General features: G+C 43.8%; 10 protein-coding genes. 4 read left to right on the forward strand and 6 right to left on the reverse strand.

Annotated features, from left to right (window positions below; all coding sequences use genetic code 11):
* Nucleotides 1-53 precede the first annotated feature (53 nt).
* The 5 genes from tsf to K6V26_RS19145 form a co-directional block, all read right to left on the reverse strand.
* Nucleotides 54-1,043: a translation elongation factor Ts gene (gene tsf, locus K6V26_RS19125; RefSeq protein ID WP_007655337.1), complete on the reverse strand. Its 990-nt coding sequence runs from the start codon at nt 1,041-1,043 to the stop codon at nt 54-56.
* 158 nt (nt 1,044-1,201) lie between these two features.
* Complete coding sequence (gene rpsB, locus K6V26_RS19130) at nt 1,202-2,047, reverse strand: 30S ribosomal protein S2 (protein ID WP_007655339.1); 846 nt, start codon at nt 2,045-2,047, stop codon at nt 1,202-1,204.
* Between the two features lie 136 nt (nt 2,048-2,183).
* Entirely contained in the window at nt 2,184-2,570 is a 387-nt protein-coding gene (gene rpsI, locus K6V26_RS19135) for a 30S ribosomal protein S9 (protein ID WP_007655341.1), read from the reverse strand.
* Nucleotides 2,571-2,575: 5 nt separating this feature from the next.
* Nucleotides 2,576-3,031, reverse strand: coding sequence for a 50S ribosomal protein L13 (rplM, locus tag K6V26_RS19140; RefSeq protein WP_007655343.1), 456 nt, complete (start codon nt 3,029-3,031; stop codon nt 2,576-2,578).
* A gap of 277 nt (nt 3,032-3,308) precedes the next feature.
* A complete protein-coding gene (locus K6V26_RS19145) occupies nt 3,309-3,950 on the reverse strand; it encodes a porin family protein (protein ID WP_007655344.1) in 642 nt (213 codons plus the stop codon).
* A gap of 197 nt (nt 3,951-4,147) precedes the next feature.
* Here K6V26_RS19145 and dnaE point away from each other — a divergent pair, with 197 nt between their 5' ends.
* Nucleotides 4,148-7,951, forward strand: coding sequence for a DNA polymerase III subunit alpha (gene dnaE, locus K6V26_RS19150; RefSeq protein ID WP_224263575.1), 3,804 nt, complete (start codon nt 4,148-4,150; stop codon nt 7,949-7,951).
* Between the two features lie 72 nt (nt 7,952-8,023).
* Nucleotides 8,024-8,338, forward strand: a complete 315-nt coding sequence (gene trxA / locus K6V26_RS19155) for a thioredoxin (protein ID WP_007655346.1) — start codon at nt 8,024-8,026, stop codon at nt 8,336-8,338.
* On the opposite strand, the gene mnmD is transcribed toward trxA, so the two are convergent.
* A complete protein-coding gene (mnmD, locus tag K6V26_RS19160; RefSeq protein ID WP_224263576.1) occupies nt 8,333-8,998 on the reverse strand; it encodes a tRNA (5-methylaminomethyl-2-thiouridine)(34)-methyltransferase MnmD in 666 nt (221 codons plus the stop codon). The two genes, trxA and mnmD, sit on opposite strands and share 6 nt — an antisense overlap.
* 395 nt (nt 8,999-9,393) lie before the next feature.
* Here mnmD and K6V26_RS19165 point away from each other — a divergent pair, with 395 nt between their 5' ends.
* Nucleotides 9,394-11,730 carry a TonB-dependent receptor gene (locus tag K6V26_RS19165; protein ID WP_374692935.1) on the forward strand — a complete coding sequence of 779 codons (2,337 nt, stop codon included), beginning with the start codon at nt 9,394-9,396 and terminating at the stop codon, nt 11,728-11,730.
* Nucleotides 11,731-11,833: 103 nt separating this feature from the next.
* A complete protein-coding gene (locus K6V26_RS19170) occupies nt 11,834-14,506 on the forward strand; it encodes an ATP-binding protein (RefSeq protein ID WP_195584086.1) in 2,673 nt (890 codons plus the stop codon).
* The last annotated feature ends 84 nt before the right edge of the window (nt 14,507-14,590 follow it).

A 14,590-nucleotide genomic window follows, 5' to 3' on the forward strand; every position in this document is an offset into this window, starting at 1 on the left:
GGGACTCCGAAATAATCGAAGCCCCTTTTTTATTTTATTCTGCTAACGCAAAATTATTCAGCGCGCAAAGTGAAGCGTTTGAATGCAAGAATCTGCAATTCAGGATCTGCTTCCTTCATTGTTTCTTTTACAGTCTTTTTGCCATCCATGATATCTTCCTGGTTCAGCAAGCAAACTTCTTTCAAGAATTTGCTAAGACGACCTTTAGCGATGTTCTGAATCATTTGTTCCGGTAAATTAGCAGCTTTTTCAGCAGAAACAGTTGCGATAATTTCCTTAGCCTTAGCTACGTCTTCAGCAGTAATCCAGCCCTTAGCCATATTGCTTTCCATATGGTCTTCGCTATCTACATGTGAAGGATTGATACCTGCCTTCTTCAAAGCAACTTCAACAGCCTTCTGTACCTGTTCAGCCTTTGTCTTTTCAATTGCCACCTGTATTTCAGCTTCTTTTACTGATTCAGGAACACCAGCTTCATCGATAGCGATAGGATTCATGGCAGCGATCTGCATAGCGATGTTGTGAGCAGCTTCTTCTGATTCTTTGTTGAAAGCAACGATCGTACAAAGCTGATTTTTACCCATATGGTTATAAACAGTAGTGTAAGCACCTTCTACCACATTATAACCGTCCAGTTCCATCTTTTCGCCAGTGATACCGCTACGGTCAGTAACAGCGTCCTGAATAGTACCTTTACCCATAGGCAAAGCCTTTACTTCATCCAAAGTCTGACATTTGTTAGCCACAGCAGCATCCAGGATAGCCTGAGTCAAAGCAACGAAATCTTCGTTCTTAGCAACAAAGTCTGTTTCGCATTTCAAAGCGATAACAGCGGCGAACCCGCCATCTTTCTTTGCTAACACACAACCTTCTGCAGCGTCACGGTCTGAACGCTTAGCGGCGATAGCCTGTCCTTTTTTACGGATAATTTCCATTGCCTTTTCGATGTCGCCATCAGATTCGGTCAACGCTTTCTTGCAGTCCATCATACCAGCTCCACTCATCTTGCGCAGCTTGGTAATATCAGCCATAGTTACAGCCATAATCTTATTTCCTTCTTATTTAATGTTTATACTCTTTCTACTTCTTTATTAACGAACAATGGACAATTACCTATTGACAATCTCTTACTGTCAAAAGCCAATTGCCCATTGTATTTATATTCTAATTGTCAATTGTCAACCGGCAATTGTCAACTGAATTATTCTTCGATATCCTTAGCGTACTTGTCGGCAACTTTAGCGTTCAAAGCTTCTTCGTCTTCCTTCTTAGTACGTTCTTTCTTTACAGCAGCTTTAGCTTTGCGTTCTCTTTTAGCGCCTTCGCCTTCACCTGCTGCTTCTGTATCGATCTTTTCAGCTTTGCGTTCCTGCAAACCTTCGTTCATAGCTTCGCAGATAGCGCCTAAGATAACTTCTACTGATTTAGTAGCGTCGTCGTTAGCCGGGATCACGTAGTCGATGTTGTTCGGGTTTGAGTTAGTATCAACCATACCGAAAACAGGGATACCCAGACGGTTGGCTTCGCGAACTGCGATATGTTCTTTCATCACGTCAACAACGAACAAAGCAGACGGAAGACGAGTCAGGTCTACGATAGAACCTAATGTCTTTTCCAGCTTAGCACGCTGACGAGTGATCTGAAGTTTTTCTCTTTTTGACAGGTTATCAAATGTACCGTCTTTTGTCATCTTATCGATAGTAGTCATCTTTTTGATGGCTTTACGGATAGTCGGGAAGTTAGTCAACATACCACCCGGCCAGCGTTCGATAACGTAAGGCATACCTACTGAAGCAGCCTTATCAGCGACAACTTGTTTTGCTTGTTTTTTAGTAGCAACGAAAAGTACTTTCTTGCCCTGTTTTGCCAGGTTTTTCATTACTTCTGCTGCTTCGTCTACTTTAGCAACTGTTTTATATAAATCAATGATATGAATACCATTGCGCTCCATAAAGATATAAGGAGCCATAGCGGGATTCCACTTTCTTTTTAAGTGTCCGAAGTGTACACCAGCTTCTAATAACTGATCAAAATTAACTCTTGACATTTTTTTCTTTTTAAATCGTTTACTTTCTGTTTAATTTTCAACTATCAGGTAGTTCCCCGGCATGTCTGCATGCAAAAGAAATCCCGACAATTTAGATACTAAACGCTTTGTCCTTGTAAGAAACTCACAAATAACATTAACGTTTGCTGAACTGGAATCTCTTACGAGCTTTTGGCTGACCCGGTTTCTTACGTTCAACAGAACGAGGATCGCGAGTTACGAATCCTTCTGCTCTCAAGGCAGACTTATCTTCCGGATTAATCTTGATCAAAGCACGAGCGATAGCCAAACGTGCAGCTTCTGACTGACCTTTGAATCCACCACCATCAAGGTTGATCTTGATATCATATTGTTCTTCAACATTCAGCTTTGCAAGCGGCTGCTTAACAATGAACTGAAGGATTGTAGAAGGAAAGTAATTTGCAAGATCACGTTTGTTGATAGTTATCTTTCCCGTTCCTTCGCTAACGAATACGCGAGCAACTGCTGCTTTACGTCTTCCTATTGCATTTACTACTTCCATAGTTATTATTTAAGTGAGTTTATATCGATTGACTTAGGCTGTTGAGCTTCGTGTTTGTGCTCTGTTCCTTCATATACATATAAGTTAGCTAGTAACTTAGCACCCAGACGGTTTTTAGGCAACATACCCTTTACTACTTTTCTGAACAGATGGCTGGCACCTTTCTTCATCAAGTCGTTAGGTGTGTACTCGATCTGTCCACCGGGATATCCGGTATATCTCAAATAAATACGATCGTTCCATTTGTTTCCTGTCAGAACGATTTTATCTGCATTGATAATGATTACATTATCACCACAATCAACATGAGGAGTGAAGTTGGGTTTGTACTTGCCGCGCAAAAGCTTTGCTACTTTTGCACAAAGGCGTCCCAAAGTCTGTCCATCAGCGTCAACGATGACCCACTCTTTGTTTACAGTTGCTTTGTTTGCAGAAATGGTCTTAAAACTTAAAGTATCCACTGCTTAATAAATTAATTAATTAATAACTCTAAAAAAACAAGCGCCTAGTTTTTCGCTATCATTATCACTACGGACACTTGACGTAATAATGTGCTAGAAACTAAACTCTTAGTACAATTTGATAATATTCGGCTTGCAAAGGTACGGCTTTTCTTCGAAATACAAAACATTTGTACATCTTTTTCGCATCCAAACGATTATGAGCAGAAGATATACAACAAAAGGGAATAGCCGGAGAGTTATGCTTTTCCCTAATTCCTATTTTAATTGAAAAAATTTACCGGCGGAAATAATACCCCAACGAGAATGTTACATTATTCTGATAAAGGGATGATTCGCCGTCGTGTTTGGTGGTACGGCGGTCGAGTGTTCCGCACAGGGCAGATACGGAGAAGAAGAAATTCGAATATTCTACCTGTAACCCAAGGTTTACCCCCAAGTCGAAAGTTTTAAGATCGGCTTCGCCTGACTGTCCGAAAACGATATCGCTATCCACATTCTTAGTACGCATTTTTCCAAACAGAGAGAAATCGACAGCCGGACCGGCCATCACACTGAAATAAACATCGGTAAACTGAAAGGTATATACCAGATTTACAGGCACAAGAATAGAATAATAGTTACATTTTGTTTTCGGATAAGCTAAATCCGTACCGTCTCCTTCTGAGATTTTTGACAGGTAATTACCACCCTGATGCACAAAAGCGACTTCCGGCTGAAGCGACAATCTTTTATATAAAGGTATCTGAGCCAGTCCCGCCACACTAAATCCGAAACGGGCGCCCGATTGATAATTGTTGTCTATTTTCTGCACCAGCGACGAATAAGCCAAGCCACCACGCACACCCCAAGTGATCTGTGCTGTAGCCGGCACAATCATCAACATCACTAATATTATTACCAATCCTATCTTTTTCATATTATATCCTCTTTTCCATGAGCAAAGATAGTTTTTTTTTCTAATGATGATACTTATTCTATGATTTTAACAGATGTTTTCCTGTATGGTATTTTATTTTAGAGGATACCCTCATAAACAGATTTCTAAACATTCACATTATTCAAACAAAAGCTGTACCTTTGTTTGATAAAATATAAAAGCTTTTTCAATTATATATGGAACCATTTATACATCTACACGTCCACACCCAGTACTCGCTGCTGGACGGACAAGCCTCGATCGATGCACTGATTGACAAGGCACAAAAAGACGGCATGAACGCCATTGCTGTTACCGATCACGGTAATATGTTCGGTATAAAGGAGTTCTTCAACAAGGTCTCCAAGAAGAACGGGAAACCGCTTGGAGCCATCAAAGACCTGGAAAAAGAACAGAAAGCCCTCAAAGGGAAAGAAGCTCTTTCCACCGAAGAGCAGGTACGCCTGCAGGAGATTCCGTCTCTGATAGAAGCAGAAAAGAAAAAGATATTCAAACCGATTATCGGCTGCGAGTGCTACTGCGCCCGCAACGGAAGGCATAACAAAACAGCGAAGGAAGACCGTAGCGGTTACCACCTGATCATACTGGCTAAAAACCTAAAAGGCTACAAAAACCTGATCAAGATGGTTTCCATCTCTTGGACAGAAGGTTTTTACGGCCGTCCGCGTATCGACCATGAATTACTGGAGAAATATCACGAAGACCTGATTGTCTGTTCCGCTTGTTTGGGTGGCGAAATACCGCAGCATATTATGCATGATCGGATAGATAAAGCAGAAGAATCCATCCTGTGGTTCAAAAAACTGTTCGGAGAAGATTATTATTTGGAAATGCAACGGCACGAAACACACGACCCGAACGCCGATTGCACCACGTATCCCAAACAGCAGGAAGTGAATAAGGTCCTGATCGAACTCGCCCGCAAACATAATGTCAAGCTGATCGCTACCAACGACGTCCATTTCGTTAATCAGGAAGATGCCGAAGCACACGACCGCCTGATCTGCCTCAGTACCGGAAAGGATCTGGACGACCCGACACGTATGCGTTATTCCAAGCAGGAATGGATGAAAACGACAGCCGAGATGAATGCCATCTTTGCAGACATCCCGGAAGCACTCAGCAACACGCTTGAAATAGCAGACAAAGTAGATTTCTACTCCATCGACAGTGGTCCTATCATGCCAACCTTCGCCATCCCTGAAGATTTCGGGACAGAAGAGTCATATCGCGAAAAATTCTCGGAACAGGACTTGTTCGAAGAGTTCACCCGTGATGAAAACGGCAACGTAGTGTTAAGCGAAGAAGATGCCAAAGACAAAATAAAGAAACTTGGCGGATACGATAAATTATACCGTATCAAGCTGGAAGCCGACTACCTGAGAAAACTGACATACGACGGTGCAAAGGTTTGTTACGGAGACAACCTGAATGATGAAGTCAGGGAACGTCTGGACTTTGAGTTACACATCATGAAAACAATGGGTTTTCCCGGATACTTCCTTATCGTGCAAGACTTTATCGCCGCTGCCCGCGAAGAATTGGGCGTATCGGTGGGACCGGGACGTGGATCGGCTGCCGGATCGGCAGTTGCATACTGCCTGGGAATCACCAAGATCGACCCGATTAAGTATGACCTGCTGTTCGAACGTTTCCTGAATCCGGACCGTATCTCCCTCCCCGATATCGATACCGACTTCGACGATGACGGTCGTGGCGAAGTATTGCGTTGGGTAACGGAAAAATACGGAGCTGACCGTGTGGCACATATTATTACCTACGGTACAATGGCTACCAAATCGGCCATCAAGGACGTTGCCCGTGTACAGAAACTTCCGCTTTCCGAATCAAACCGTCTGGCTAAGCTGGTACCGGATAAGATACCGGATATGAAGAAGTTCAAACTGAAAGATGCGATCAACTACGTTCCTGAACTGAAAGAAGCAGCGACCGGTAACGATCCGTTGGCACGCGATACATTAAAATATGCACAAATGCTGGAAGGCAACGTGCGTAATACCGGTGTACATGCCTGTGGTGTCATCATCGGACGATATGATATTTCGGACGTCGTGCCTGTCAGTACGGCAAAAGATAAAGAGACCGGTGAGGAAATGCTGGTTACTCAATACGAAGGTTCGGTGATCGAAGAAACCGGATTGATCAAAATGGACTTTTTGGGACTGAAAACGTTGTCCATCATCAAAGAGGCTATTGAAAACATCCGCCTGACTACCGGACACGAACTCGATATCGACCATATCAGCCTGGAAGATCCGGCAACCTATAAATTATATTGCGACGGTAAAACGACCGGTACATTCCAGTTTGAATCGGCAGGTATGCAAAAATACCTGAAGGAGCTTCAACCCTCCAAGTTCGAAGACCTGATCGCCATGAATGCCCTGTATCGTCCGGGACCAATGGATTATATTCCCGACTTTATCGACCGTAAACACGGACGCAAGCCGATCGAATATGATATACCGGTCATGGAAAAATACCTGAAAGACACCTACGGTATTACCGTCTACCAGGAACAGGTCATGCTTCTGTCGCGTTTGCTGGCAAACTTCACCCGTGGTGAAAGTGACGCTCTGCGTAAGGCGATGGGTAAGAAGTTGATCGACAAGATGAACCACCTGAAATCGAAGTTCATGAAAGGTGGACAGGATAATGGATACGAGGCAAAAACGCTTGAAAAGATTTGGTCCGACTGGGAAAAGTTTGCTTCCTATGCCTTCAACAAGAGCCACGCCACCTGCTATTCGTGGGTTGCTTATCAGACGGCCTTCCTGAAAGCAAACTATCCGTCCGAATATATGGCAGCCGTTCTGAGCCGAAGTTTGTCCAACATCGTCGATATCACGAAGTTTATGGACGAATGCAAAGCAATGGGTATGCAGGTATTAGGACCGGACGTCAACGAATCCATCCTGAAGTTCAGCGTAGATAAAAACAAGAACATCCGTTTCGGGCTAGGCGCCGTGAAAGGCGTAGGTGAATCGGCCGTATTAAATATAATCGAGGAACGGAAGAAAAACGGTCCGTATAAAAATATCTTCGACTTTGTGGAACGCGTCAACCTGACAGCATGTAATAAGAAAAACATCGAATCGCTTGCGTTGGCCGGAGCCTTCGATAATTTCGGTATCCAACGCGAACAGTTCTTTGCCGAGACAGGCAAAGGCGAAGTCTTTCTGGATACGTTGGTGCGTTATGGCAATAAGTTCCAGATGGATAAAAACTCAGCAGCAAACTCCCTGTTCGGTGGAGATGACCTGCTTGTAGCCATCGCCAAACCCGAAATTCCGGTTTGCCAGCGTTGGAGTGATCTGGAACGCCTGAATAAAGAAAAGGAACTGATAGGTATTTACCTCTCCGCCCATCCGCTGGATGAATATCGTATCGTTCTGACATACGTATGCAATACGGGCATGGCAGAGATCAACGACCGGGAAAGCCTGAAAGGGCGCGAAATGTTGTTAGGCGGAATCGTAACCGATTTCCGTGAGGGAATGACCAAGACAGGAAAGCCTTACGGAGTAGTTAAAATAGAAGATTTCACCGGCAGTGGAGAGATCGCTTTGTTCGGTAATAACTATATCGAATACAGCAAATATTGCAAACCCGGTATGTACCTGCTCATCACAGCCCGCGTAGAGCCTCGCCGCTGGAATGAAAACGAACTCGATTTCAATATCGGTTCCATCCGCCTGTTGCAGGACGAAAAGGATAAGCTGATCGAAAAAATCAGTATCACTCTGCCGATCCACGATCTCGACGAGCCCACAGTCAATGAATTATCCGTGCTCATCAAAAACAATCCGGGACAGAGCTTGTTATATTTCAAAGTGGTAGATGGCGAACATAATATTTCACAAAATTTCTTCTCACAGAATATCCGGTTAAACGTAACAGGCAAGCTGATTGAATTCCTGCAGGAGAATTCAACTATTGATTTCAAAATTAACGGGTAAAGTTGTACGGTGTGGAAAGAATTACTACTTTTGGCACCTCAAAAGGGAACAATTTAAATTAGATATATAATTATGGCACTAGAAGTTACAGATGCAAATTTTGAAGAGTTAGTAAACGCAGGCAAGCCTATGGTCCTTGACTTTTGGGCTGAATGGTGTGGCCCCTGCCGCATGGTAAGTCCGATCATCGACGAACTGGCAACCGAATACGAAGGTAAGGTTACAATCGGTAAAATGGACGTAGACAACAACAACGATGTCGTTGCCCAGTTCGGTATCCGCAATATTCCGACCGTTCTTTTCTTTAAAGACGGGAAATTAGTAGACAAACAAGTAGGTGCAGCACAGAAATCGGCTTTCGTAGCTAAAATCGACGCACTTCTATAATGAAGACTTTATAGCGCGGAGCATTTCGCGTTTTCCCGGAGGGCCGGGTATTCTTTCAACGGAATACCCGGCCTTCTGCATCATACGGCGGACTACTCCTTTGGCACAATAGGTGGTAAGGATTCCTCCTTCCGCCATATGCGCATATAATTTATCGAATATCTCCTGACTCCACATTTCCGGTTGCTTATCCGGAGCAAAAGCATCGAAATAAACAAGGTCTATTCCTTCCGGCAATTCACAGTGATTACTATCTCCCTGTATTTTATGCAAAATGAAACGATCGGTTATTCTTACAGCTTCATTCCAAGTGGCAACATGCAGGGCCTCAAACCATTCTTTCTTTTCCGGACAAATCACGTCGCCGTAATTCAGCGCCCGGACCAGTTCGGCTCCAAGCGGATAAAGTTCTATGGAATAATAATTCACAGAGCGATTATTCTCTTCTGCATCCAATAAAGTAAGGAAAGCATTCAACCCCGTCCCGAAACCAATCTCAAAAACTGTAATATCCTTTTTTGCCTGATGATGCAATCCGGCTTCAATAAATACATGGCGCGATTCCTGCACCGCCCCGTTTACCGAATGGTAATGTTCATCCATCTCCGGAATAAATAATGTATGGCTACCGTCAGCCGTCTGCTGTAATTCTCGTTTCATCTGATTCTGCACTACTATACTTGCATTTGACCGCAAAGGTAAGGAAAATTAAACAGAGTAAGGCAGAGGCATGCTTTAACCCTATTTCAGGCAAAGTCAACCCTATACTGAGAACATTAGTATCATATATTATGATATTACTTTCTCATATATTATAATACTTAATTCGCATAATATATGAAAATACAGTATCATAATATATGATATTTCCATCCTTCACCGGATAAGAACTTGGGGAATCCTAGTATGCGCCCGGTAATGATGCAATAATTACAGTTCATATCCTATTAGAACCAATCCTTCCCTAATATTATAGTATCTTTGCCAAAAAACCGATAGCGATGTATAAAAGAGCATATATCTTCCTGGTATTATTTATTGTCTGCATCCAGTTCATGCAGGCCCAGAAAAGCTATTCCATAAAAGGGATCGTAAAGGAAGCTGCAAGTGGTGAACCGGTGCCTTACGCAACAGTGGTGATCTGGAACACAACACAAGGAACAGCAACCGATTCCGTCGGTAATTTCGAGATCACCGGAGTCGCCCCCGGCAGTTACCGTCTTCAGGCCTCCTTCCTGGGATATAAGCCGGAAGTAACCGCCGAGTTCCGCGTTGCCAATAAAGATATATTTTACCCGATCGAGTTGGAGCCGGGTAGCGAAAACCTGCAGGAAGTCAGTGTTGTGGCTTCCCCGTTTCGTAAAACAGCCGAAAGTCCGCTCGGACTGCGCGTTATAGGCTTCAAAGAGATAGAAAAGAGTGCCGGAGGTAACCGTGACATATCGCGTGTCGTACAATCTTTTCCCGGAGTCGCTTCCACAGCTGCATTCCGGAACGACCTGATGGTAAGAGGCGGCGGTCCTTCTGAGAACCGTTTCTTCCTGGATGGAGTAGAAATTCCGAATATCAATCACTTTTCAACACAAGGCGCTTCGGGCGGACCGGTCGGAATCATTAATCCTGATTTCATACGCGAAGTAAACTTCTATTCGGCAGCATTTCCCGCTGCCAGAGGGAATGCATTGAGCTCCGTGCTGGATTTCAAACTACAGGACGGGAATAAAGAAAAGTTCTCCCTGCGCGGGGTGGTCGGAGCCTCCGATGTCGGACTGTCGGTTAACGGACCGATGGGCGACAAAACAACCTACCAGGTCTCCATCAGGCGTTCATATCTGCAATTTCTGTTCGATATGATCGGACTGCCGTTCCTGCCGACTTTCACCGATGCCCAATTCAAGATCAAACATGCTTTCAACAAGAAAAACGAACTCACTTTTCTCGGATTAGGAGCCATAGATGATATGAAACTGAATACCGGGATGAAAGATATGAGCGAAAAGAACCAATATATCCTGGCTTATCTGCCGGTTGTAAAACAAAAGACCTATACCCTGGGAGCCGTCTACAAGCATTATACCGGGAAAAACATCTATTCAGTTATCGTCAGCCGTAGCCAGATGAACAACAAAAACATCAAATACCGGGATAACGACGAAAGCATGCCGGAAAATCTTACGCTCAATTACCGCTCGGACGAGATAGAGAACAAACTCCGTAGCGAAAATATCTTCCGCCTCCCTTACATACAACTCCAGGCAGGTGGCAACATCGATTATTCGGAGTATACAAACCATACATTCCAGAAACAATTTACCACTATTCCCCGTGAGATCACCTATCAGACCGACCTGGGAATCTGGAAATGGGGATTGTATGCCACCGCCATCTACGAAAGCGACAATGAGCGTTTTACCGCCTCGCTGGGACTTCGTGCCGATGCCAACAATTATTCATCTAAAATGAAGAATATGCTTGACCAACTCTCGCCACGCCTTTCGTTGTCTTACCGGATAGCCGGCGATATCTACCTGAATGCCAACGCCGGGCGTTACTATGAGTTACCTCCGTACACCGTTATGGGATTTAAGGATAACGACGGGAATTATGTCAACAAGGGAAACGCCCTTCAATATATCCGCAGCGACCAGGCCGGACTGGGACTGGAATATCGTCCCTCCTCTTTCCTTAAATTCACAGCCGAAGGGTTTTACAAACATTATAACCGCTATCCGATGTCGGTCATCGACAGCATTCCTTTGGCTTCGAAAGGAACCGACTACGGTGTTCTGGGAAATGAAGCCGTCACCTCCACCGCTACCGGACGAGCTTACGGAATGGAACTGATGGGACGCTGGTATAATTACAAAGGACTCACTTTCATCGCTTCCTACACCTATGTCCGCAGTGAATATAAAGACGGAAGAAATACAGGTAAATACCTTCCTTCCGCCTGGGATAACAAACATCTGTTCACCTTCAGCGGCACCTATTCACTCCCCAAAAACTGGGACATAGGCACCAAACTCCGGGTAGTAGGCGGCGCACCATACACGCCTTACGATGTGGAGAAAAGCAGTTATGTGGAAGCCTGGGATGCCAGCGGCAGTCTCTATTACGACTACAGCCGCTTCAATAGCGAACGCCTGAAACCATTCACCCAGCTGGACCTGCGCATAGATAAAACATTTTATCTGAAAAAAGTAATGCTCGGATTCTATATCGATCTTCAGAACGTACTTAATTCGAAATACAAAGAACAGGACGTCTATATAAAAACAGGTAAAATACTGAACCCCGATGCCCCTAAAGGCGAACAACGGTATGAATTGAAGCCGGTAGAACGCATGACGGGAACGATGTTGCCCAGTATAGGAATCATGATAGAAATATAATACCCTTGATTTTCTTCTGTTTTTATTGACCATAGTTCTACATAGATCACAAATAATTCCTATTTTTGTAGCCGGGAAACAGACAGTAACAGAGAAGATATCAATGTTGAAAGTGATTCTAAGAAATATTATATGCCACATACAAATACTATTCATACTTGTATGTCTTATTATGTCTATCCCGGCCCATGCTGAAGACACCCATCCGATCCTTATTATCAGCTCCTATAACCCGGATACTCGTAATACCACGCAAAATATCTCCGAATTCATGGAGGAGTACAAACGTCTGGGAGGTACAGCTCCGGTCATCATAGAAAACATGAACTGTAAAAGTTTGCCGGAGGCTCCTTTATGGAAAGGGAAAATGGCAACCTTGCTAAAAAAATATAACAACGAGAACACTCCGCAGGCCATAGTCATTCTAGGCCAGGAAGGATGGTCTTCTTACCTGTCGCAGGATGAACCGATCCTAAAAGATATTCCTATCCTGTGTGGGATGGTTAGCCGAAATGCAGTTATTCTGCCGGACTCCAATACCGTAATGGCAGACTGGGACCCGGAGAGTATCGATATCCAAAGTTACATAGACAACGGATTCTATCTGTCTGGTTTTATCTATAATTATGATATAAAAAAGAATATAGAACTGGCTTTGAATCTTTATCCCGCAACAAAACATTTTGCTTTAATAACGGATAACAGCTACGGAGGTATCTCCTTGCAAGCACTGGTAAAAAAGGAAATGAAAAAGTTCCCGGACCAGAATCTCATACTGCTGGACGGCCGGAAAAATAATATCTACACCATTGTCGAACAAATAAAGAGACTTCCAAAGGAAACCGTAATCCTACTGGGAACCTGGCGTGTAGATGTAAACGACGGGTATTATGTAGGTAACGCAACCTACACCATGATGGCAGGTAACCCGAATCTTCCGGCTATTACACTGACTTCTATCGGACTTAGCCATTGGGCAATAGGCGGTTACATGCCTAAATACCGTTCCATCGGTAAAGATCTTGCCAAACAGGCTATCGATATCCAAACAAAGAAAGTACTCCAAAAAGAGATGAAGGCAGTAAGTATTCCCAACGGATATACTTTCGATGCCAAAAAACTAAGAGAGTTCAATATAGAAAGAGACCGTCTGCCTGCCGATTCCACGCTGATCAATGTGGAGGGCAATCTGTTTATCAAATACAGATTTGAGATCCTGCTGATCGTTGCATGCGTATTGTTGCTTTTCCTGATAATGATCCTGTTCTTCCTGTTCAGAACCAACCGGTTGAAAGACGAACTGATGGACCTGCAGAAAGACAATGTTATTATTATGAATAACATTCAGTCTTCTATCCGTTTCATCAAACCGGATTATTCGGTCAAATGGGAGAATCAGATAAAAATGCCTTGCAGTCCGCAATATGGTCCTAGAAACTGTTGCCTGGTTAAAGACGGGCAAAAACCATTCTGCGATGAATGTGCACTGATTTCCGCCATGGAAAGCCGGAAACCGTTTGAGCTCGTCAAGCAATGTGCCCCGGGTGAATATACACATGTATTTGCCAACCCGATACTCGATGCAAAGGAAAATCTTTTGGGGGTAGTATTCAAGAAAGAAAATGTCACCAAGCAGAAACTAGCTGAGAACGAATTGAGACTGGCTAAGGAAAAAGCGGAAGAATCGGATCACCTGAAATCGGCCTTCCTTGCAAATATGAGCCATGAGATACGTACGCCGCTTAATGCGATTGTCGGTTTCTCCGGCCTGCTTGCCATGACCGAAGAATTGGAGGAGCGCGAAGAATACATCAATATTATCAATAACAATAATGAACTCCTGTTGCAGTTGATCAATGATATTCTGGACCTGTCCAAGATCGAGGCCAATACACTCGAATTTGTTTATTCAGATGTCGATATCAATCAGTTATTATGTGATATAGAGCAGACCTCCCGCCTGAAAGCAGCAGAAGGCGTGCAGGTTTCATTTGTCGAAAAGATGTCTCATTGCATCATCCGGACAGACAAGAACCGCTTGTCGCAGGTAATAACCAACTTTATTAACAATGCCATCAAGTTCACCAAAGAAGGCGGAATACGTTTCGGCTATCAACATAAGGACGGCAAATTACTATTCTTTGTCTCCGATACAGGATGCGGTATCGATAAAAAGATCAAAGACAGCGTTTTCCAGCGCTTTGTCAAGTTAGACAGTTTCGCTCAGGGAACCGGGCTCGGACTGTCTATCAGCCAGATGATCGTACAGAAGCTGGGAGGAGAGATCGGCGTGGAATCTGAACTGGGGCAAGGTTCGACTTTCTGGTTCACCCTACCTGATACTGTGATTGAAGAATCGCACGTTGCTGCGGCAGAACCTGTACAAATAGAAATACAGAATAATGCCTTTACTGAGAATAACAATAAAAAGTCAACCTTACTGGTTGCCGAAGACAACGAAAGCAACTACACGTATATAAAAGCAATCCTCAAGGAATACAACCTGGTACATGCCTGGAACGGTCAGGAAGCAGTAGACTTATACAGAAAATATCATCCGGACATGATCCTCATGGATTTGAAAATGCCGCTTATGGACGGATATCAGGCAACGAAAGAGATACGCAAAGATAATACCGTTATCCCTATTATAGCCGTAACCGCTTTTGCCTTTGCCGAAGACGAACAACGGGTGAAACAGAGCGGATTCAGCGACTACGTAGCCAAACCGATCAAACCCAACGATCTGAAAAAGAAGATAACAGAGCTTTTGTAGACTATTGTTATATGGAACGTGTACCCGGAAATTGCAGGGTAATTATAATCAGACACAATGAATAGTACAATTAAAAACAAGGCC

The sequence above is a fragment of the Parabacteroides goldsteinii genome, assembly GCF_020091425.1.
GTDB classification, from domain to species: Bacteria; Bacteroidota; Bacteroidia; order Bacteroidales; family Tannerellaceae; genus Parabacteroides; species Parabacteroides goldsteinii.